This window comes from Microbacterium aureliae (genome assembly GCF_054780155.1).
The window spans coordinates 264,679-285,284 of record NZ_BAAGWW010000001.1 but is presented as its reverse complement, the minus strand read 5'-3'; the positions used below and the strand labels follow the sequence as shown (position 1 = coordinate 285,284).

Below are 20,606 nucleotides of genomic sequence, written 5' to 3'. Positions count from 1 at the left end.
GAGAATTCAGCCACCCAGACCTTACGAACCGCCGCGCATGCGCGCGGAACAGACGAGGAGAACGAACAGGCATGGTCACCAGCACCGTCGAGAAGCTCAGCCCGACCCGGGTCAAGCTGCACATCACGGTCAGCCCCGAAGAGCTGAAGCCGAGCATCACCCACGCGTACGAGCACATCGCGCAGGACGTGCAGATCCCCGGCTTCCGCAAGGGCAAGGTCCCCGCACCCATCATCGACCAGCGCATCGGTCGCGTCGCTGTGCTCGAGCACGCCGTCAGCGAGGGCCTGGACGGCTTCTACCGCGAGGCCGTGACCGCCAACGAGCTGCGCGTGCTCGGCCGTCCCGCCGCCGAGGTCACCGAGTGGCCGAACGAGAAGGACTTCTCGGGCGACCTCGAGGTCGAGGTCGAGGTCGACGTGCGCCCCGAGTTCGACCTTCCCGCCTTCGAGGGCACGACCATCGAGGTGGATGCCGTCGAGGTCGACCAGGCCGCGATCGACGAGGAGCTGGACCGCCTGCGCAGCCGCTTCGGCACGCTCGTGACGGTGGACCGCCCCGCCGCGAAGGGCGACTTCGTGGAGCTGGACCTGGTCGCCACGATCGACGGCGCCGAAATCGACCGCGCCGAGGGCGTGTCGTACGAGGTCGGCTCGGGCGAGCTGCTCGAGGGCATCGATGAGGCCATCGACTCGCTCACCGCCGGTGAGGACACCACGTTCCGCTCGAAGCTGGTCGGCGGCGACCACGCCGGCGAAGAGGCCGAGGTCTCGGTCACGGTCAAGGCCGTCAAGGAGCGCGAGCTGCCCGAGGCGGACGACGACTTCGCCCAGATCGCCAGCGAGTTCGACACCATCGCCGAACTGCGCGACAGCCTCGCCGAGCGGGTGTCGCAGCAGTCGGTGTTCACGCAGGGCTCCGCCGCGCGCGACAAGCTCATCGAGACCCTCCTCGAGAAGGTCGAGATCCCGGTCCCGCAGCAGATCATCGACGACGAGGTGCACAACCACCTCGAGGGCGAGGGCCGCCTGGAGGACGACGTCCACCGCGCCGAGGTCGCCGAGGCCAGCGAGAAGCAGTTCAAGACGCAGATGCTGCTGGACGCGATCGCCGAGAGCGTGAAGGTGCAGGTTTCGCAGGAGGAGCTCACCCAGTACCTCGTGCAGTCCGCCGCGCAGTACGGCATGGCGCCCCAGGACTTCGTCAACGCACTGCAGGAGGGCAACCAGCTGCCGGCCATGGTCGGCGAGGTCGCCCGCAACAAGGCGCTGGCCGTCGCGCTCGGCAAGGTGACCGTGGTCGACACCAACGGCAAGGCCGTCGACCTCACCGGCTTCGTGGCCGTCGAGGATGAGGACGAGGCCACCGCCGACGAGGCCGCCGCCGACGAGGCTCCCGCCGACGAGAAGGCCGACGACAAGCCCGCCAAGAAGGCGCCCGCCAAGAAGGCGGCTCCGAAGAAGGCCGCGGCCAAGAAGGCCGACGCCGAAGAGGCCGCCGCCGAGTAAGCGCAGCCGAAGGCCCACGAAGGGCGGATGCCGCGGCATCCGCCCTTCGTCATGCCTGCGGGCCGATCTGCCCAGGGCGAACACGGGCGGGTCGTCCGCGACGCGCCGGTAGATTCGATCGCACGACCACGGAATCAGGAGTACACATGGCCGAACCACTTGTCGCGACGAGCGTCTTCGACAGGCTGCTGAAGGACCGCATCATCTGGCTGGGGTCGGAGGTGCGCGACGAGAACGCCAATGAGATCTGCGCGAAGATCCTGCTGCTCGCCGCCGAGGACTCCGAGAAGGACATCTACCTCTACATCAACTCCCCGGGCGGGTCGATCACCGCCGGCATGGCGATCTACGACACGATGCAGTTCGTCCCGAACGACATCGTCACCGTCGGCATCGGCATGGCCGCCTCGATGGGCCAGCTGCTGCTGACCAGCGGCACCAAGGGCAAGCGCTACATCACCCCGAACGCCCGCGTGCTGCTGCACCAGCCGCACGGCGGCTTCGGCGGCACCGCCAGCGACATCCAGACGCAGGCGCAGCTGATCCTCGACATGAAGCGCCGGCTGGCCGAGATCACGGCGGCGCAGACCGGCAAGTCGGTCGAGCAGATCAACGCCGACGGCGACCGCGACCGCTGGTTCAGCGCGCAGGAGGCGCTGGAGTACGGCTTCGTCGACCACATCCGCGAGTCCGCGACCGACGTCATCGGCGGCGGCGGAACCGCGAACTGACGGCTCGAAGGCGAAAGAGAGAAGCGCAATGCACACCCCCACGTTCGGCCCGTCCGCTCCGCGCGGCATCCAGATGCCCGGCAGCCGCTACATCCTGCCGCAGTTCGAGGAGCGCACCGCCTACGGCTACAAGCGCCAGGACCCGTACAACAAGCTGTTCGAGGACCGCGTGATCTTCCTCGGGGTGCAGGTCGACGACGCCTCGGCGGACGACGTCATGGCCCAGCTCCTCGTCCTCGAGAGCCAGGACCCCGATCGCGACATCATCATGTACATCAACTCGCCCGGCGGATCCTTCACGGCGATGACGGCGATCTACGACACCATGCAGTACATCTCCCCCCAGATCCAGACGGTGGTCCTGGGACAGGCCGCGTCGGCGGCCGCGGTGCTGCTGGCCGCGGGCTCGCCCGGCAAGCGCCTCGCGCTGCCCAACGCCCGCATCCTCATCCACCAGCCCGCGATGGGCGAGGCGGGGCACGGGCAGGCGTCGGACATCGAGATCCAGGCGGCCGAGATCATGCGGATGCGCACGTGGCTCGAGCAGACGCTCGGGAAGCACTCCAGCAAGACCCCCGAAGAGGTCAACAAGGACATCGACCGCGACAAGATCCTGTCGGCGGACGAGGCCGTCGCCTACGGTCTGGTCGACCAGGTGCTGACCACGCGCAAGCGCGTGCCGGCAGCGCTGACCTCCTGACGACGGATGCCGGTGCCCCCGGTCCGCCTCGTGCGGGTCCGGGGGCACCGGCGTCTTTTCTCCGCGTGTCGCAATCCCCGCGCTTGTCGCCGGCACGGGTTAGGCTCGACAGCACGGCGGGAGCCCGCATCCCGGCGGCGACGAAGGAGGAGCGCAATGGCACGCATCGGTGAGAGCGCCGACCTGTTCAAGTGCTCCTTCTGCGGCAAGAGCCAGAAGCAGGTCCAGCAGCTCATCGCCGGCCCCGGCGTGTACATCTGCGACGAGTGCGTCGAGCTGTGCAACGAGATCATCGAAGAGCGCATGGCCGAGTCGGCCACCGGTGAGGTCGCCGACTTCGACCTGCCCAAGCCCCGTGAGATCTTCGCGTTCCTCGAGGAGTACGTCGTCGGGCAGGAGTACGCCAAGCGGGCGCTGTCGGTCGCGGTGTACAACCACTACAAGCGCATCCGCGCGCACGGGACGATCCAGTCCGCCGAGCAGCGTGCTGACGACATCGAGGTCGCCAAGAGCAACATCCTGCTGCTGGGGCCCACCGGCTGCGGCAAGACCTACCTCGCCCAGACCCTCGCCAAGCGGCTGAACGTCCCGTTCGCCGTCGCCGATGCCACGGCGCTCACCGAGGCGGGCTACGTCGGCGAAGACGTCGAGAACATCCTGCTGAAGCTCCTGCAGGCCGCGGACTTCGACACCAAGCGCGCCGAGACCGGCATCATCTACATCGACGAGGTCGACAAGGTGGCGCGCAAGGCCGAGAACCCGTCGATCACGCGCGACGTGTCGGGGGAGGGCGTGCAGCAGGCGCTGCTGAAGATCCTCGAGGGCACGGTCGCCTCGGTGCCGCCGCAGGGCGGGCGCAAGCACCCCCACCAGGAGTTCATCCAGATCGACACGACGAACGTGCTGTTCATCGTCGCCGGCGCCTTCGCCGGCCTCGAGGACATCATCTCGGCGCGTGTCGGCAAGCACGGCATCGGCTTCGGGGCCCCGCTGCACAGCAAGGGCGACGACCTCAACCTGTTCTCCGAGGTCCAGCCCGAGGATCTGCACAAGTTCGGGCTCATCCCCGAGTTCATCGGCCGCCTGCCGGTCGTCGCCTCGGTGTCGCCGCTGGACCGGGCCGCCCTCATGGAGATCCTCACCGAGCCGAAGAACGCACTCGTGAAGCAGTACCAGCGGATGTTCGAGCTGGACGGCGTCGTGCTCGAGTTCGACGTCGAGGCGCTCGAAGCCATCGCGGACCTTGCGGTCGCGCGCAAGACCGGCGCCCGCGGCCTGCGCGCCATCCTCGAAGACGTCCTGGGGCCCATCATGTTCGAGATCCCCTCGACGGACGACGTCGACAAGGTGATCATCACGCGCGCCGCCGTGCAAGAGGGCGCTGCGCCCACCCTCGTCCTGCGCCAGAAGCGCAAGAGCGCCTGACGCCCGCCTCGCGGACATCAGGCGCCCCGTCGGCGGGGCTCAGGCGTCGAGGCCCCGCCGTGCCAGCAGCGGCTGGATGCCGGCATCCCGCCCGCGGAAGTCGCGGTACGCAGCCAGGGGGTCTCTCGAGCCGCCGACGCCGAGCAGGCGGTCGCGGAAGCGGTCGCCGTTGGCGCGGGTCAGCCCGCCGTTCTCGGTGAACCATTCCACGGTGTCCGCATCGAGGACCTCGCTCCAGATGTAGGAGTAGTACCCGGCGCTGTACCCGCCCGAGAAGACGTGGGCGAAGTAGGCCGAGGAGTACCGGGTGGGGACGACGGGATCGTCGAGCCCGATGTCGGCCAGGGCGGCGGCCTCGAAGGCGGCGACGTCGGTGACATCGGCCGCCTGGTCCGCGTCGAGGCTGTGCCATGCCTGATCCAGCCATGCCGCGGCGAGGTACTCGCTCGTGGCGAAGCCCTGGTTGAACCGCTCGGAGTCATGCAGGCGCCGCACGACGTCGGCGGGCAGCGGCTCGCCGGTGTCGATGTGGCGGGCGTAGCGATCGAGGACGTCCGGATGGAAGATCCACATCTCGTTCACCTGGCTGGGGAATTCCACGAAGTCGCGGAACACGTTGGTGCCGGCGAAGTGCGGGTAGGTCACGGTGGCGAAGAGCCCGTGCAGCGCGTGCCCGAACTCGTGGAAGAGGGTCGTCACCTCGTCCAGGGTCAGCAGCGTCGGGCTCCCGGCCGCGGGGCGCGGCACGTTGAGGTTGTTCACGACCACCGGGGCGGTGCCGCGCAGTCGCGACTGCGTCACGATCGAGTTCATCCACGCCCCGCCGCGCTTGGTGTCGCGGGTGTAGAGGTCGAGCACGTACAGGCCCAGGGCCGACCCGTCGGCGTTGCGCACCTCGAACACGCGCGCGTCGGGGTGGTAGGCGGGCAGGTCCGGCCGCTCGGTGAAGCGGATGCCGTAGAGCTCGGTGGCGGCGTGGAAGACGCCGTCCTGCAGGACCCGCTCCGCCTCGAACCACGGCCGCAGCGCGGCCCGGTCGAGGTCGTACTGCGCGGCGCGGACCTTCTCGGTGTAGAACGCCCAGTCGTGCGCCGCCAGCGGGAACGGCGCATCCTCCGCGTCGATGATCGCCTGAAGCTCCTGCCGCTCGGCGCGGGCGTTGCGCGCCGCCGGCGCGGCGAGCCGCCGCAGCAGCTCGTGGACAGCCTCGGGCGACCCCGCCGTCTGGTCCGCCGTCACGTAGGCGGCGTGCGAGGGGTAGCCGAGGAGCGCCGCCCGCTCGGCGCGCAGGCGCACGATCTCGAGCAACGTCTCGCGATTGTCGTGGGCGCCGCCGCGGGAGCCTCGCGCGCGCGATGCCTCCAGCAGCCGCCGACGGCTCTCGCGCCGTGTCAGCGACGACAGGTAGGGGTGGCCGGTGTAGAGGGTGAGGGTCACCACCCACGACCCTTCGAGGCCGCGGTCGGCTGCCGCCTGGGCGGCCGCGGACAGCTCGCCGTCGCTCAGCCCGTCGAGCTCGGCTGCGTCGGTGAAGACGACGGCGAGCTCGTTGGTGTCGGCGAGCAGGTTCTTCTCGAAGCTGGTGGTGAGCGTCGACAGCCTCTGGTTCAGGGCTGTGACGCGCTTCTTCGCGTCGTCGTCCAGGCCGGCACCGGCGTGGGTCATCTCGCGGTAATGGCGTTCGAGCAGATATCGCTGCTCGTCGTCCAGATCGAGGTCGTCGCGCTGGTCGTGCACCGCCCGCACCCGCGCGTAGAGCGCGGCGTTCAACTGGATCGAGTCGTGGTGTGCCGACATGAGCGGCGCGAGCGTCTGCTCGACCTGCTGGATCGCGTCGGTCGCGTCGGCCGAGGACACCGTGTAGAAGGTGCGTGAGATCTCGCCGAGCAGGCGGCCGCTGCGCTCGAGGGCCTCGATGGTGTTCGCGAACGACGGGGGCTCCTCGGTCCCGACGATCGCCGTGATCTCGGCGGTGTGATCCGCGAAGGCCCGCTCGAAGGCCGGCAGGTAGTGCTCGGCGTGGATGGTCGGATAGTCCGGCAGCCCGTAGGGGTGGGGGCTGGCGTGCAGGAGCGGGTTGTCGAGAGCCATGGCGCCAGCCTAGGTGTGATGCCGACGTCGCCGCCATTCGTTTGCAAATACTTGCTTGCAAAGATTACCTTGCAAAGAAAGCTTTGCATGGCTATCATGGCGTCATGGACATCGATACGCCCGCTCCCGGTGACGACGCGGCGCACGAGGACCTCATCGCGAGGACCGAGGAACGCCATCGTGCCGACCGCATCCTCGATCCGGGGGCGCTGCGGGCGCTGGCCCATCCGCTGCGGGTGCAGATCTACGACATCCTGAGCCAGTACGGGCCGCACACCGCGAGCTCTCTCGCCGAGCGGCTGGGGGAGTCCTCGGGGTCGACCAGCTACCACCTGCGCGCCCTCGCCAAGCACGACCTCATCCGCGAGGTCCCCGACCGCGGCACGACCCGGGAGCGCTGGTGGGAGCGGCCCGTGGGGGGCGTGAGCTTCGCCAACCCCGAGGCGATGAAGACCCCCGCCGGCCGCGCCGCCACCCAGCTCATCATGAGCGAGTTCTTCCGCAATCGGCAGGAGCAGCTCATGCGCTTCCTGCGCTCGGGCATGGCAGAGGAGGGTGGCTCCTGGCATTCCGGGAGCATGATCGCCACCGCCACCGCCCGGCTCACCCCGGAGCAGAGCACCGAGCTCACGCACCGGCTCATGGCGGTCGTCGACGAGTACGTCGATCGCTACCGCGACCAGACCGGCGATGACGTCCGTCCGGTGAGCATCCGCACCGACGTCTTCCCACTTCCCGAACGAGGAGACCCCTCATGACCACCATCTCCATCGTCCTGCCGTCCGCCGGCACGCGCATCGACCGGATGCTGCTGCACGCCGTGTCGGTGCTGTACGCCCGCATCGCCGCTCGCCCCGCGCGCCGCGCCCGGGCCGCCTGCGTCGCGCACGCGTGGGAGGCCGCGGACCGCCGGCGCACCGAGGCGCAGGCTCGCGGCGCCCTCGGCCTGCTGCCGTGACGCTCGCGCCACCGCGGCGCCGCGCGCGCCCCGCGCGGGCACCGCTCGGGGCCGACTTCGGCAAGCTGTGGACGGCCGCGGCCTTCAGCAACCTCGCCGACGGGGTCGGGCGCACCGCGGTGCCGCTCATCGCGACGACGCTGACGCGAGACCCGCTGGCGATCGCCGCGATCGGTGCGCTGGCCTTCCTGCCGTGGCTGGTGTTCGGGCTGCCGGCCGGCATGATCGTCGACCGCGCAGACCGTCGCCTCGTGATGGCGATCGCCAACGGACTGCGCGCCGCGGTCGCACTCGTGCTGGCGGTGCTGACCGTCACCGGCGAGCTGACGATCTGGTTCCTGTTCGCCGGAGTCCTGGCCTTCGGCCTCGGCGAGACGCTGTTCGACAACGCCACCAACGCGGTCGTGCCCGGCCTCGTGGAGCGGCGCTCGCTCGACCGGGCGAACGGATGGCTGCAGGCGGCACAGGTCACGATCGACAGCTTCATCGCCACGCCCATCGGCGGTCTGCTGTTCGCCGTCTCGCTTGCGTTGCCGCTGTGGGTGGGTGCCGCCGGATACCTCGTGCCGATCGCCCTGGCGCTCCTGCTCCCGCTGGCGGCCGCCCGGCCCCTGTCGGCCGATGAGGCCGCTGCGCCTCGTACCCGGGTGCCCGGCCCGTCTGCGGGTGAGGCGTGGGCGTATCTGCGCCGGCACCGGTTCCTGCGGTCCCTGGTGATCTTCACCTCGGTGGTCGGCTGCGCCTTCGCGTTCGCACAGGCACCCACCGTCCTGTACTTCCTGGACGAGCTGAGCGTGATCCCTGCCGCCATCGGCCTGGTCACGGCGGGGATCGGGCTCGGTGCACTGGGGGGTTCGCTCGTGGCTCCCGCCCTCGTCGCCCGGTACGGCCGGGGGCGCGTGATGCTCGGCGCGAACGTCGCCGCGGCGGCAGGACTCGTGGGCGTGTGGGCCGCGCCGGGCATCGTCACCGGGATCCTGGCGTACGGCGTGATGGCGTGCGCCGTGTCGTGCTGGAACGTCCCGTGGGCAGCCCTTCGCCAGTCGATCGTCCCGCCCGCCCTCTTCGGGCGTGTGCTGGGGATGATCCGCACCGTCACGTGGGGCGTGTTCCCCTTCGCGACGCTCGCGGGCGGGCTGGTCGCGAGGATCGACCTGCGGGTGCCCTACCTGATCGCCGCGGCGGTCACGCTGGCGGCCACGGTGGTCGCCGCGCGACTGCTGCTGCAGGCCTCGCGGTACGACGTCGCGACCGGGCAGCCGGTCAGCTGAGCGGTGACTCGTCGCCCACGTGCGAGACGACGGCGTTGCCGGCGGCGTCCAGGGTCACCTCGACGCCGGTGTCCAGCTCGGCGATGGGCTTGCCCTCGAGCCACGTCAGGGTCCATCGCGGGCGCGGCTGACCCAGAAGGTCGCCGGGGATCGCCGCGTCCACATCCCGGATGCCGCGGGCCAGGGCCTCGGGGACGGAGCGCGGGGGCTCGTCGCCCGAGGTCCAGCGTGTGCCGAGTTGCATGTCAGGCCTCCTGCGGGGTCAGTTCGATGCTGTCGATGGCGAGCTCGTCGGACCCGCCGAGCAGTTCCAGCCGGTCGATGCGGCCCACCGCCCGCAGGTCGCCCTCGGCGAGCCGAATGGCCGAGACCGTGCGGTCGTCGGCGCGGAGCGTGAGCGAGGCGACCGGCGTCTTCTGCGAGGCCTTCGCCTCGGTCTTGGCGCGGCGGATGCCGATGAGGGCGCGGCTCATCGCTTCGAGCACGCCCGGGTCGCCGTCGATGCCCGAGGGCTGAGGCCATGCCGCGGCGTGCACCGAGCCGTCGTTGAACCACGACCACGACTCCTCGGCGGCGAAGGCGAGGACGGGGGCGAGCAGCCGCAGCTGCACGGACAGCGCCGTGCGCAGCGCGAGCGCCGCCGAGGCCTGCGCGGGGTCGTCCTCGTCGTACGCCCGCTCCTTGACCAGCTCGAGGTAGTCGTCGCAGAAGGTCCAGAAGAAGGATTCGGTGACCTCGAGAGCGCGGGCGTGGTCGTAGGCGGCGAGGGCCTTGGTGGCCTCGCGCACCACGCCGTCGAGGGTCGCCAGCATCGACCGGTCCAACGGGTGGTCGACCTCGGCGCCGTCGGTGAGCGGGAAGGACAGCACGAACTTCGCCGCGTTGAGCACCTTGATCGCCAAGCGCCGGCCGATCTTGATCTGGGTGGGGTTCTGCGGATCGAACGCCGCGTCCGTCCCGAGTCGGCTCGACGCCGCCCAGTACCGCACGGCGTCGGAGCCGTGCTGGGCGAGGATGTCGGCCGGGGTGACGACGTTGCCCTTGGACTTGGACATCTTCTTGCGGTCGGGGTCGACGATGAAGCCCGAGATGGCGGCATCCGTCCAGGGGGAGCGGTCGTCCTCGAGGGCGCTGCGCAGCAGCGTCGAGAACAGCCACGTGCGAATGATGTCCTGGCCCTGCGGCCGCACGTCGAAGGGGGCGACGAGGCTCCACAGCTCGGGGTCGCGCTCCCAGCCGCCGGCGAGCTGCGGCGTGAGCGAGGACGTCGCCCACGTGTCGAAGATGTCGTTCTCGCCCTCGAACCCGCCGGGGACGCCGCGCTGGTCCTCGGTGTAGCCCGGCGGCACGTCCGTGGACGGGTCCACCGGGAGGGCGGCGTGGTCGGGAGTCAGCACGCGCGCGTAGTCCCGCTCGCCGTTCTCGTCCAGTGCATACCACACCGGGATCGGCACGCCGAAGAACCGCTGCCGGGAGACCAGCCAGTCGCCGGTGAGCCCGTTGGTCCAGTTCTCGAAGCGCACGCGCATGAAGTCCGGATGCCACGACATGCCCTTGCCGAGGGCGATGAGCTTGTCGCGCAGCGCCTCGTCGCGGGCACCGTTGCGGATGTACCACTGGCGCGTCGAGACGATCTCGAGCGGGCGGTCGCCCTTCTCGTAGAACTTCACCGCGTGGGTGAACGGCTTCGGGTCGCCGACGAGCTCGCCCGACTCCTGGAGCAGCTCGACGATGCGCTTCTTGGCGCTGAAGACCGTCTTGCCGGCGATCTCTGCGTACGCCGCCTTCGCGGCATCCGTGGCGATCGCCTCGGGAGCGTCGGCGATGATCCGGCCGTCCTGCCCGAGGATCGTGCGGTTGGGCAGCTGGAGCTCCCGCCACCACACGATGTCGGTGACGTCGCCGAAGGTGCAGATCATCGCGATGCCCGATCCCTTGTCCTGCTGCGCGAGCGGGTGGGCGAGGACCGGCACCTCGACGTCGAACAGGGGCGTGCGCACCGTGGAGCCGAACAGCGGCCGGTAGCGCTCGTCGTCGGGGTGGGCGACGAGCGCGACGCACGCCGCCAGCAGCTCCGGCCGGGTGGTCTCGATGAAGACGTCGCCTGAGCCGTCGGTCTTGTGGAAGGCCACGCGGTGGTAGGCCGAGGGCTGCTCGCGGTCCTCGAGCTCGGCCTGCGCGACCGCGGTGCGGAAGTCGATGTCCCACAGGGTGGGGGCGAGGTCCTGGAACGCCTCGCCGCGCTCGAGGTTCCGCAGGAACGCCAGCTGGCTCGTGCGCATGGTGTCGTCCGAGATCGTGCGGTACGTCTGGGTCCAGTCCACGCTCAGACCGAGCGATCGCCACAGCGCCTCGAAGTGCTTCTCGTCCTCGACCGTGAGCTTCTCGCACAGCTCGATGAAGTTGCGCCGGCTGATCGGCACCTGGTCGGCGGCGCGGCTGGACTTGTTGTCGCCGCCCTCGTAAGGCGGGGTGAAGTCCGGCGCGTAGGAAAGGGAGGGGTCGCAGCGCACGCCGTAATAGTTCTGCACGCGCCGCTCGGTCGGCAGGCCGTTGTCGTCCCACCCCATCGGGTAGAACACCGTCTTGCCCCGCATCCGCTCGAAGCGCACCTTCACATCGGTGTGGGTGTAGCTGAAGACGTGCCCGATGTGCAGCGACCCGGACGCCGTGGGCGGGGGAGTGTCGACGGAGTAGATCCCCTCACGGCCCACCTCGGCGGCGCGTCGACGGTCGAAGAGGTAGGTCCCCTGCGCGCTCCACGCGGCGTCCCACTTCTCTTCGAGGCCTTCGAGGGCGGGCTTGTCGGGGGTGGCGGCCATGCGGGACTCCTCGTGCGATATGTGCGGCACTGTGTGAGCGTGCCTGAGTGTGGGATGCCGCCGGTCATTCTACCCGGGCCGGACGCGGCCGTCCGGTGGCGGGTATGATCGAGCGATCAGCACCGATCCGGCCATCACCGGGGAGCTTTCGGAAGAACGGGGCCTCGGCCCTCACTAGAACCGAACGGGGCAGGCCCGTCACAGCCGCTGTGAAAGGGGATGCCGTCGCTCGCCGGCGCATCAACGCGGGGTGGTACCGCGGCTCGAAGGAGTCGTCCCGGCCGAGAACGATCCGTCCGGCTGCGAGAGTGCGATGACCTACCCCCACAACTCCGACACCCCCGTCGTCCCGAGTCCCCGTCTGCCCGAGATCGAGTGCGAGACGCTCGCGTTCTGGAAGGACGACGACACCTTCCGCGCGTCCATCGAGCGCCGCGAGGGCGCCGAGGAATGGGTCTTCTACGACGGCCCGCCCTTCGCCAACGGCCTGCCCCACTACGGGCACCTGCTCACCGGGTACGCCAAGGACCTGTTCCCGCGGTTCCAGACCATGTGCGGCAAGAAGGTCGACCGGGTCTTCGGGTGGGACACCCACGGCCTCCCCGCCGAGCTCGAGGCGATGAAGCAGCTCGGCATCACCGAGAAGGACGAGATCGAGCGCATGGGCGTGGCGACCTTCAACGCCAAGGCGCGCGCCTCGGTGCTGGAGTACACGCGCGAGTGGGAGGACTACGTCACGCGGCAGGCCCGCTGGGTGGACTTCGAGCGGGGGTACAAGACGCTCGACACCACCTACATGGAGTCGGTGCTGTGGGCCTTCCGCACGCTCCACGACAAGGGGCTCGCCTACGAGGGCCACCGCGTCCTGCCCTACTGCTGGCGCGATGAGACGCCGCTGTCCAGCCACGAGCTGCGCATGGACGACGACGTCTACAAGATGCGCCAGGACCCGTCGGTGACCGTGACCTTCCCCCTCGTGGGGGCCAAGGCCGAGTCCCTCGGCCTCACCGGCGTCCGGGCCCTCGCGTGGACGACGACCCCGTGGACCCTCCCCACCAACCTCGCCCTGGCCGTGGGACCCGGCATCCGGTACGCCGTCGTGCCCGGCGGGCCGGCCGGCGCCGCCGACGTCCACGACGGCGACGACCCGGTCGAGGCCACCGCCCACCGCTACCTGCTGGCCGAGGACCTGCTCGCCGGCTACGCCAAGGACCTCGGCTACGACAGCGCGGAGTCCGCGCGCGCGGCCGTCGTCCAGACGGTGGTGGGCGCCGAGCTCGCCGACGTCGCGTACGACCGCCTGTTCGACTACTACGCCGACGCCGAGACGTGGGGGACGCAGGCTGCCTGGCGCATCCTGGTCGACGACTACGTCACGACCTCGGACGGCACCGGCATCGTCCACCAGGCCCCCGCCTACGGTGAGGACGACCAGCGGATCACCGAGGCCGCCGGCATCCCGCTCATCATGAGCCTCGACGACTCCGGCCGCTTCCTGCCGCAGGTCGCCGATGTGGCGGGCGTGCTGTGGATGGAGGCCAACACCCCGCTCATCCGGCTGCTGCGCCAGAGCGGTCGCCTGCTGCGCCTGGCCAGCTACGACCACTCGTACCCGCACTGCTGGCGCTGCCGCAATCCCCTCATCTACAAGGCCGTCTCGAGCTGGTTCGTCCGGGTCACCGAGATCAAGGACGCCCTGCTGCGCGGCAACGAGCAGATCACATGGGTGCCCGACAACGTCAAGCACGGGCAGTTCGGCAAGTGGCTCGAAGGCGCCCGCGACTGGTCGATCAGCCGCAATCGCTACTGGGGCACGCCCATCCCGGTGTGGAAGAGCGACGACCCCGCCTACCCGCGCGTGGACGTGTACGGCTCGCTGGCCGACCTCGAGCGCGACTTCGGGCGCCTGCCGCGCAACGAGGCCGGCGACGTCGACCTGCACCGTCCGTACATCGACGACCTCACGCGCCCGAACCCCGACGACCCGACCGGCCGCAGCACGATGCGCCGCATCGAGGACGTGCTGGACGTGTGGTTCGACTCCGCGTCCATGCCCTACGCGCAGGTGCACTACCCGTTCGAGAATCGCGAGTGGTTCGACACCCACTCGCCGGCGGACTTCATCGTCGAGTACATCGGGCAGACCCGCGGCTGGTTCTACGTCATGCACGTGCTCTCGACGGCGCTGTTCGACCGCCCGGCCTTCACCGGCGTGTCCTGCCACGGCATCGTGCTGGGCAGCGACGGGCAGAAGATGTCGAAGTCGCTGCGCAACTATCCCGACGTCAGCGAAGTGTTCGACCGCGACGGCTCGGACGCCATGCGCTGGTTCCTGATGTCGAGCTCGGTGCTGCGCGGCGGCAACCTGGTCGTCACCGAAGAGGGCATCCGAGCGGGAGTCCGGGAGTTCCTGCTTCCGCTGTGGAACGCATGGTACTTCTTCGCCACCTACGCCAACGCCGCGTCGGGGCCGGGCGGCGACGGCTACCGGGCCCAATGGCGGACGGACTCCACGCACGTCCTGGACCGCTACATCCTCGCCCTCACCGGCGATCTCGTCCGCGACGTCGCCGCCGATCTCACGGCGCTGGATTCGACCATGGCCGCCGCGAAGCTGCGCGACTTCGCCGAGGCGCTGACGAACTGGTACATCCGGCGCTCGCGGGACCGGTTCTGGGTGGGGGTGTCGGACGATCCGGCCGGCCGCGAGGCCTTCGACACGCTGTACACGGTGCTCGAAACGCTCACGCGGGTGGCTGCACCCCTCATCCCGCTCGTCTCGGAGCGCGTGTGGCAGGGGCTCACCGGCGGCCGCAGCGTGCATCTTCAGGACTGGCCGGATGCCGCATCCTTCGCGCCCGCAGACGACATCCGCTCGGCGATGGACGCCGTCCGCGAGGTCTCGAGCGTCGCCAACGCGCTGCGCAAGCGCGAGGGCAAGCGCGTGCGCCTGCCGCTGTCGAGGCTGACCGTCGTCCACGCCCACGCCGCCGCCCTGGCGCAGTTCGAGGACATCCTGAAGGACGAGCTGAACGTCAAGGCGGTCGACCTCGTGGTGCTCGAGGACGACACCGCCGCGGCGTACGGCATCAGCCACCGCCTGTCGGTGAACGCCCGCGCCGCGGGACCCCGGCTGGGCAAGCAGGTGCAGCAGGCGATCGGCGCCGCCAAGCGCGGGGACTGGTCCGAGTCCGGGGGCGTCGTCGTCGCCGGCGGGATCCCCCTCGCCGAGGGGGAGTACGACCTCGTCCTCGAGACCACGGGGCGCCCCGCGGGCGAGGCGCTGGCGCTGCTGCCCTCGGGCGGCTTCGTGCTGCTGGACACCGCGACCACGCCCGAGCTCGAGGCCGAGGGTCTCGCACGGGACGTCATCCGCGCCGTGCAGGACACCCGGAAGGCCGCCGGTTTCGACGTGAGCGACCGCATCCGCCTGGCGCTCCGGTTCGAGGCGCCCGAGGACGCCGACGCCGTCACCCGTGCCTTCGAGGTCGCCGACGTCGCCGGCGAGACGCTGTCGGTGGCGCATTCGGTGGCGGCCGCCGACGCGGCGGAGCCGCCGGCGACGGGCCACACGGCGTCGTTCGCCGCGCGCGCGTTCGCCAACCAGGCGCCGTTCACGGTCACGGTCGAGAAGGCCGAGGCGGCGGCGTGAGCGGCGACCGGGGTCGCGCCGACCGCGTCTACGACGCCCTGCTCGCCCGTCAGGGGGAGCAGTGGGTGCAGCCGCGCGTGGAGCGCACGCGGCGCCTGCTGGAGCTGCTGGACGACCCGCAGCGCACGTACCGTGTGGTCCACGTCACCGGGACGAACGGCAAGACGTCGACGAGCCGCATCATCGAGAGCTTGGTGCGGGCCCACGGCCTGCGCACGGGCCTGTTCACGAGCCCGCACCTGGAGCGCTTCACCGAGCGGATCATGATCGACGGCGAGCCCATCGCAGACGGCGCCGTCGCCGACGCGTGGGACGAGATCGAGCCGTTCGTCTCACTGGTCGACGCCGAGCTGAAGGCCGCCGGCGACGCCCCGCTGACGTTCTTCGAGCTGCTGACCGCGCTCGCCTTCGTCGCCTTCGCCGATGCGCCGATCGATGTCCTCGTCCTCGAGGTGGGGATGGGCGGGGAATGGGACTCGACCAACACCGCCGACGGGGACGTGGCGGTGTTCGCCCCCATCGACCTCGATCACACCGACCGGCTCGGGCGAACGATCGCCGAGGTCGCCGCGGTGAAGTCCGGCATCATCAAGGACGGCGCCCTCGTGGTGTCGTCCCGGCAGGACCCGGTGGCCGAGCGCGTCCTGCGCGACGCGGCGGGCCGCCGCGGTGCGAGCGTGGCCTTCGAGGGCGAGACGTTCCGACTCGCCGAGCAGCGGCTGGCCGTCGGCGGGCAGCTCATCTCGGTCGCCGGGCTCGCCGGCACCTACACCGACGAGTACCTTCCGCTCTACGGCGGTCACCAGGGCTTCAACGCCGCGCTGGCCATCGCCGCGGTGGAGTCCCTGCTCGGCGGCGGCGAGCGCCCGATCGCCGCCGCCGTGCTCGCCGAAGGGCTCGGGCAGGTCACCTCGCCCGGCAGGCTGCAGCTGGTGGGCACGTCCCCGACGGTGCTGGTCGACGCCGCGCACAACCCGCACGGTGCGCGCGCCCTGGTGTCGGCGCTGTCGGAGTCGTTCGACTTCGACGAGTGGGGCATCGTCCTGGGCGTCCTCGGCGACAAGGACGCCGCCGGCATCGCCGACGCGGTGGTCCCGGCGGCCGCGCACGTCTTCGCCACGACGCCGGAGTCCGAGCGCGCCGGCGACCCCGATCGCCTGGCCGACCTCGTCGAGGAGCGGGGCGGCCGCGTCACCGTTCACCCGTCGCTCGCCGACGCCGCGGCTGCGGCGCGGACGTGGGCCGCGGCATCCGATCGACGCGCCGTCGTCATCGCCGGTTCCGTGCTGCTGGCCGGCGAGGCCCTGACCCTCTCGGCCGACGAGGACTGGAAGCAGGAGGGCGCCAGATGACCGCCCCCGCGGCTCCGCGTCGCATCCGCGGCGCGCGCGAATCGCTCGTGTCGATCGTGCTCGCCTTCGAGTCGATCATCGTGTTCCTCGGCGGACTCACCGTCTACGGCCTGCGCGCGCTGCCGGCGGGCATCGAGCCGTGGTGGGGGATCGTCGGCGGCGCTGTGCTGGCGGTCCTCATGATCGTCACCGGCCGCGTGGCCCGGTGGACGGGGGGCGTGGTGCTGGGCGGCATCCTGCAGATCGTGCTGGCGCTCGGAGCCTTCCTCGTGCCCGCGCTGCTGGTGGTCGCGCTCATTTTCGGCGGCATGTACGCGTATGCGACCATCAAGGGAGGCGCGCTCGACGAGCGCAACGCCCGCCTGGCCGCGTCCCCCGAGGACGCCGGCCCCTCTGACACAGCCCCCCGGAACGGAGAATGACATGGCCATCGAAGAGACTCTCGTCCTGGTCAAGCCCGACGGCGTCGCACGAGGTCTGACCGGCGCGATCCTCGCCCGCATCGAGGCCAAGGGCTACTCGCTGGTGGACCTGCGGCTGGTGGAGCCCGATCGCGGCCGGCTCGAGCAGCACTACGGAGAGCACGAGGGCAAGCCCTTCTACGAGCCGCTCGTGGAGTTCATGATGTCGGGGCCGTCGGTGGCGATCCGCCTCGCCGGCAACCGCGTCATCGAGGGATTCCGTTCCCTCGCGGGCACGACCGATCCGACCACCGCCGCCCCGGGCACCATCCGCGGCGACCTCGGACGCGACTGGGGCCTGAAGGTCCAGCAGAACCTCGTCCACGGCTCGGACAGCCCGGAGTCGGCGGCGCGGGAACTGGAGATCTGGTTCGGCTGAGCTCGAGGCTGGGTCTCAGAAGAGCGACCCCAGCACGTCCAGCCGGAGCTGGGCGATCACCGCGACGACGGCGTAGCTGACCACGGCCAGCAGCGGCACCCAGCCCATCAGGGTGTCGGCGCCCCGGCGCACGCCCGCCGGCGCCGGCAGGTTGCCCGAGCGCAGGCCGTGCAGCACCACGGCGTAGAACGTGGGGATCGTCACCGCCCAGGTGACCATGCACCACGGGCACAGCGTGCCCAGCACGAACACGCTCTGGCTGATGAGCCAGACGACGAAACCGAACGCGAACGCCATCCCCGCGGTGAACAGCAGCCAGAACCAGCGGGCGAACCGGGCGCCCGCCAGCAGTGCCGCGCCGACCGCGACGGGCGCGACCCAGCCGGTCAGCCCCAGGATCGGGTTGGGGAAGCCGAAGACGCTGCCCTGCCAGGACTCCAGGTTCGCCGTGCACTGCACCAGCACGCTGAAGTCGCACGACGCCAGGGCGTCGGGCTCGAGCAGCAGGTGGAACCGCTCCATCGTGAGCGAGAAGGCGGCCCACCACCCCACCACGCCCGCCAGGACCAGCCAGATCGCCAGGGCGGTGGGACGGGTGCGCGAACGGGCCTGGGACATGCTCGGATTATCCCACCGCGGGCTCCGCGGGCCCGCCGGCCGCTCCGTCGCGGGCGCGTCGTGCGGTCGCGGAGCGCGGATCCGGCAGGTTAGTGCGATAATGGGGGTCGATCGGTCGCGGCCGCGCCGCCACCGCATCACCGAAGACTTCAGGGCGACGATCGCCCTTGCAGGGAGCGTCCCCGCGACACGCGCCGGGATCGCTCCACACCGAGTGAGTTCGCGGCACCGCAGGTGCGGCGCCGCACGAGATTTCGCCGGGCGACGCGCGGTGCGCCCGCAGGGAGTAAGCCAGTGATGGCCGATGAGACAGCCGACCGAGAAGACCACCACACCCCCGAGGATCAGACGCAGGCGGATGCCGCGTCCGTCGGCGTAGCGGAAGCCGCCGACGCCCCGCTCGCCGAGGAGCCCACCGCGGCGCCGGTCGTCGACGAGGCCGCCCCGGCCGAGGCGTCGCCCGACCAGGACGCCGCCGGCGACGCGGTCGAGCCGACGGCGGAAGCGCCCGCCGAGGCCGCTGCGGCCCCTACCGAGCCCGAGGCGCAGGAGCCGGCCGCGCAGGAGCCCGCCGCGCTCACTGCGGTGAGCCTCGGCCTGCTGCCCGAGACCTTCGTGTCGTCGGTGTCGACCCAGCTGCACTTCTACGCCCCCGAGATCACGCTGCTGCCGCCCCGCCCCGGTCAGGCGCGTCCCCTCGAGGACGACGCCGCGGCGCCTGCCGCATCGTCGTCCTCGCGGCGTCGCGGGCGGCGCCGCGGCGGCGCGTCGGCGGACGAGCCCGCCGACACCGGCGAACGCGAGCCGCGCAAGCGCGCGGTCGAGCTGATCACCGAGCCGCAGCGCATCAAGGGATCCACACGGCTCGAGGCCAAGAAGCAGCGCCGTCGCGACGGCCGCGAGGCCGGACGCCGGCGTGCCGTGGTGACCGAGGCGGAGTTCCTGGCGCGCCGCGAGGCCGTCGACCGCGTGATGATCGTCCGCTCCAAGAACGGCCGCATCCAGATCGCCGTCCTCGAGGACAACGTGCTCGTCGAGCACTACGTCGCCCGCAGCCAGGACGCCTCGCTCATCGGCAACGTCTACCTCGGCCGCGTCCAGAACGTCCTGCCGAGCATGGAGGCGGCGTTCGTGGACATCGGGCGCGGTCGCAACGCCGTGCTGTACTCCGGCGAGGTCGACTGGGACGCCGTCGAGACGGGCAACCAGCCTCGGCGCATCGAACTCGCGCTCAAGAGCGGCGACAAGGTCCTGGTCCAGGTGACGAAGGATCCCGTGGGCCACAAGGGCGCACGACTGACCAGCCAGATCTCGCTGCCGGGACGCTACCTCGTGTACGTACCGGGCGGGGCGATGAACGGCATCTCGCGGAAGCTGCCGGACACCGAGCGCGCCCGGCTGAAGAAGATCCTCAAGGAGGTCCTTCCCGAGTCCAGCGGCGTCATCGTGCGCACCGCGGCCGAAGGTGCCACCGAGGAGCAGCTGACCCGGGACGTCCAGCGGCTCACCACGCAGTGGGAGCACATCGGCACGCAGGTGCAGAGCATGCAGGCCCCCGCGCTGCTTCACTCCGAACCCGACCTGCTGGTCAAGATCGTCCGGGACGTCTTCAACGAGGACTTCTCGAAGATGCTCATCCAGGGCGAGGACGCCCACCACACCATCTCGAAGTACCTCGAGTCCGTGGCGCCCGACCTGCTCGAGCGGGTCGAGGCGTATGAGTCCGATCACGACCCGTTCGACGAGTTCCGCATCACGGAGCAGATCGAGAAGGCGCTGGACCGCAAGGTGTGGCTGCCCTCGGGCGGCTCGCTCGTCATCGACCGCACCGAGGCGATGACGGTCATCGACGTCAACACCGGGAAGTTCGTCGGCTCGGGCGGGAACCTCGAAGAGACGGTCACGAAGAACAACCTCGAAGCCGCGGAGGAGATCGTCCGCCAGCTGCGGCTGCGTGACATCGGCGGCATCATCGTGGTCGACTTCATCGACATGGTCCTGGAGTCCAACCGCGACCTCGTCCTGCGCAGGCTCGTGGAGTGCCTCAGCCGGGACCGCACGAAGCACCAGGTCGCCGAGGTCACGTCGCTCGGGCTCGTCCAGATGACCCGCAAGAAGCTCGGGCTCGGTCTGCTCGAGACCTTCAGCGAGGCGTGCGAGGTGTGCGCGGGGCGCGGCGTCATCGTGCACCACGACCCCGTCGTCAAGCACCGGACCGCCGGCGGCCCGCCCGCGTCGTCCGGCCGGCGCTCGCGCGGCGGCAACGGCTCGTCGCAGCCCGCCGCGGGCAACGGCGGCACGCACGTCATCACCGAGGGGGTCAAGTCGGCGCTCGCCCAGATCGCCGCCTCGACGATCCACCACCACGACGAGGTGCCCGCCGCCGTCGAGGCGCCGCAGCTCGAGCCGGCGCCGGTCCCGGCCGCGGAGGAGCAGCGTCCGGCCGAGCGGACGAAAAAGCGCAAGAAGCGCCAGGACGCGGCATCCCGCGCGCCGAAGACCGAGACCGACATGCTGCTGGATTCGGTGCTCAACGCCCTTCCGGAGCCGAAGGCGCCCGGTCAGGGCCGTGGTCGGCGGCGGGTCACCACCGCCGCCCTGACCGGCACGCCCGTCGCGCACCAGCCCGAGGAGTGAG

16 protein-coding genes are annotated in these 20,606 nt (G+C 70.7%); 12 read left to right on the top strand and 4 right to left on the bottom strand.

Features of this window, described 5'->3' with window-relative positions:
* The first annotated feature begins 71 nt into the window (after positions 1-71).
* The 4 genes from tig to clpX all read left to right on the top strand — a co-directional run bounded on the left by tig (position 72) and on the right by clpX (position 4,364).
* Entirely contained in the window at positions 72-1,508 is a 1,437-nt protein-coding gene (tig, locus tag ACYVF4_RS01390) for a trigger factor (RefSeq protein WP_460719007.1), read from the top strand.
* Between the two features lie 146 nt (positions 1,509-1,654).
* A complete protein-coding gene (locus tag ACYVF4_RS01385) occupies positions 1,655-2,239 on the top strand; it encodes an ATP-dependent Clp protease proteolytic subunit (protein WP_460719006.1) in 585 nt (194 codons plus the stop codon).
* Between the two features lie 28 nt (positions 2,240-2,267).
* The gene (locus ACYVF4_RS01380; RefSeq protein ID WP_460719004.1) at positions 2,268-2,939 is read left to right on the top strand and encodes an ATP-dependent Clp protease proteolytic subunit; all 672 of its coding nucleotides are present in this window, start codon (positions 2,268-2,270) and stop codon (positions 2,937-2,939) included.
* Between the two features lie 156 nt (positions 2,940-3,095).
* On the top strand, positions 3,096-4,364 hold the full coding sequence (gene clpX / locus ACYVF4_RS01375; RefSeq protein ID WP_460719002.1) for an ATP-dependent Clp protease ATP-binding subunit ClpX: 1,269 nt from the start codon (positions 3,096-3,098) through the stop codon (positions 4,362-4,364).
* Positions 4,365-4,403: 39 nt separating this feature from the next.
* On the opposite strand, the gene ACYVF4_RS01370 is transcribed toward clpX, so the two are convergent.
* Complete coding sequence (locus tag ACYVF4_RS01370; RefSeq protein ID WP_460719000.1) at positions 4,404-6,455, bottom strand: M3 family metallopeptidase; 2,052 nt, start codon at positions 6,453-6,455, stop codon at positions 4,404-4,406.
* A 104-nt stretch (positions 6,456-6,559) separates the two neighbouring features.
* On the opposite strand from ACYVF4_RS01370, the gene ACYVF4_RS01365 reads away from it, so the two are divergent.
* From ACYVF4_RS01365 to ACYVF4_RS01355, 3 genes are read left to right on the top strand one after another with little or no spacing between them, the layout of a single operon-like run.
* Positions 6,560-7,213 carry an ArsR/SmtB family transcription factor gene (locus ACYVF4_RS01365; protein WP_460718998.1) on the top strand — a complete coding sequence of 218 codons (654 nt, stop codon included), beginning with the start codon at positions 6,560-6,562 and terminating at the stop codon, positions 7,211-7,213.
* Positions 7,210-7,413, top strand: coding sequence for a hypothetical protein (locus ACYVF4_RS01360; protein WP_460718995.1), 204 nt, complete (start codon positions 7,210-7,212; stop codon positions 7,411-7,413). The genes ACYVF4_RS01365 and ACYVF4_RS01360 overlap by 4 nt, the downstream gene beginning before the upstream one ends.
* Positions 7,410-8,684: an MFS transporter gene (locus ACYVF4_RS01355; RefSeq protein WP_460718993.1), complete on the top strand. Its 1,275-nt coding sequence runs from the start codon at positions 7,410-7,412 to the stop codon at positions 8,682-8,684. The genes ACYVF4_RS01360 and ACYVF4_RS01355 overlap by 4 nt, the downstream gene beginning before the upstream one ends.
* Here the strand turns inward: ACYVF4_RS01355 and ACYVF4_RS01350 are convergent.
* Together ACYVF4_RS01350 and valS are read right to left on the bottom strand one after the other, a co-directional pair.
* Positions 8,677-8,928, bottom strand: a complete 252-nt coding sequence (locus ACYVF4_RS01350; protein ID WP_460718991.1) for a hypothetical protein — start codon at positions 8,926-8,928, stop codon at positions 8,677-8,679. The two genes, ACYVF4_RS01355 and ACYVF4_RS01350, sit on opposite strands and share 8 nt — an antisense overlap.
* A gap of 1 nt (position 8,929) precedes the next feature.
* Entirely contained in the window at positions 8,930-11,506 is a 2,577-nt protein-coding gene (gene valS / locus ACYVF4_RS01345) for a valine--tRNA ligase (RefSeq protein ID WP_460718989.1), read from the bottom strand.
* Positions 11,507-11,819: 313 nt separating this feature from the next.
* Here valS and ileS point away from each other — a divergent pair, with 313 nt between their 5' ends.
* The 4 genes from ileS to ndk are packed head-to-tail and all read left to right on the top strand — an operon-like array spanning position 11,820 to position 17,350.
* The gene (gene ileS / locus ACYVF4_RS01340) at positions 11,820-15,158 is read left to right on the top strand and encodes an isoleucine--tRNA ligase (protein WP_460718987.1); all 3,339 of its coding nucleotides are present in this window, start codon (positions 11,820-11,822) and stop codon (positions 15,156-15,158) included.
* Positions 15,155-16,510: a bifunctional folylpolyglutamate synthase/dihydrofolate synthase gene (locus ACYVF4_RS01335; protein WP_460718985.1), complete on the top strand. Its 1,356-nt coding sequence runs from the start codon at positions 15,155-15,157 to the stop codon at positions 16,508-16,510. Before ileS ends, ACYVF4_RS01335 begins: the two co-directional genes overlap by 4 nt.
* Positions 16,507-16,932 carry a DUF4233 domain-containing protein gene (locus ACYVF4_RS01330; RefSeq protein WP_460718983.1) on the top strand — a complete coding sequence of 142 codons (426 nt, stop codon included), beginning with the start codon at positions 16,507-16,509 and terminating at the stop codon, positions 16,930-16,932. The genes ACYVF4_RS01335 and ACYVF4_RS01330 overlap by 4 nt, the downstream gene beginning before the upstream one ends.
* A gap of 1 nt (position 16,933) precedes the next feature.
* A complete protein-coding gene (ndk, locus tag ACYVF4_RS01325) occupies positions 16,934-17,350 on the top strand; it encodes a nucleoside-diphosphate kinase (protein WP_460718981.1) in 417 nt (138 codons plus the stop codon).
* Between the two features lie 15 nt (positions 17,351-17,365).
* Here the strand turns inward: ndk and ACYVF4_RS01320 are convergent, their stop codons facing one another.
* Positions 17,366-17,968 (bottom strand): vitamin K epoxide reductase family protein, encoded by a 603-nt coding sequence (locus tag ACYVF4_RS01320; RefSeq protein WP_460718979.1) that lies wholly within the window; start codon positions 17,966-17,968, stop codon positions 17,366-17,368.
* A gap of 297 nt (positions 17,969-18,265) precedes the next feature.
* Here ACYVF4_RS01320 and ACYVF4_RS01315 point away from each other — a divergent pair, with 297 nt between their 5' ends.
* A complete protein-coding gene (locus ACYVF4_RS01315; protein WP_460718977.1) occupies positions 18,266-20,605 on the top strand; it encodes an Rne/Rng family ribonuclease in 2,340 nt (779 codons plus the stop codon).
* Position 20,606 lies beyond the last annotated feature (1 nt).

What these genes read in the sequence shown, in the direction of transcription:
- ACYVF4_RS01330 (WP_460718983.1), top strand. Translation starts at nt 16,507, where the DNA reads ATGACCGCCCCCGCGGCTCCGCGTCGCATCCGCGGCGCGCGCGAATCG.
- ACYVF4_RS01350 (WP_460718991.1), bottom strand. Translation starts at nt 8,928, where the DNA reads ATGCAACTCGGCACACGCTGGACCTCGGGCGACGAGCCCCCGCGCTCC.
- ileS (WP_460718987.1), top strand. Translation starts at nt 11,820, where the DNA reads ATGACCTACCCCCACAACTCCGACACCCCCGTCGTCCCGAGTCCCCGT.
- ACYVF4_RS01385 (WP_460719006.1), top strand. Translation starts at nt 1,655, where the DNA reads ATGGCCGAACCACTTGTCGCGACGAGCGTCTTCGACAGGCTGCTGAAG.
- ACYVF4_RS01370 (WP_460719000.1), bottom strand. Translation starts at nt 6,455, where the DNA reads ATGGCTCTCGACAACCCGCTCCTGCACGCCAGCCCCCACCCCTACGGG.
- ACYVF4_RS01380 (WP_460719004.1), top strand. Translation starts at nt 2,268, where the DNA reads ATGCACACCCCCACGTTCGGCCCGTCCGCTCCGCGCGGCATCCAGATG.
- ACYVF4_RS01365 (WP_460718998.1), top strand. Translation starts at nt 6,560, where the DNA reads ATGGACATCGATACGCCCGCTCCCGGTGACGACGCGGCGCACGAGGAC.
- valS (WP_460718989.1), bottom strand. Translation starts at nt 11,506, where the DNA reads ATGGCCGCCACCCCCGACAAGCCCGCCCTCGAAGGCCTCGAAGAGAAG.
- ACYVF4_RS01360 (WP_460718995.1), top strand. Translation starts at nt 7,210, where the DNA reads ATGACCACCATCTCCATCGTCCTGCCGTCCGCCGGCACGCGCATCGAC.
- ndk (WP_460718981.1), top strand. Translation starts at nt 16,934, where the DNA reads ATGGCCATCGAAGAGACTCTCGTCCTGGTCAAGCCCGACGGCGTCGCA.
- tig (WP_460719007.1), top strand. Translation starts at nt 72, where the DNA reads ATGGTCACCAGCACCGTCGAGAAGCTCAGCCCGACCCGGGTCAAGCTG.
- ACYVF4_RS01315 (WP_460718977.1), top strand. Translation starts at nt 18,266, where the DNA reads ATGGCCGATGAGACAGCCGACCGAGAAGACCACCACACCCCCGAGGAT.
- ACYVF4_RS01320 (WP_460718979.1), bottom strand. Translation starts at nt 17,968, where the DNA reads ATGTCCCAGGCCCGTTCGCGCACCCGTCCCACCGCCCTGGCGATCTGG.
- clpX (WP_460719002.1), top strand. Translation starts at nt 3,096, where the DNA reads ATGGCACGCATCGGTGAGAGCGCCGACCTGTTCAAGTGCTCCTTCTGC.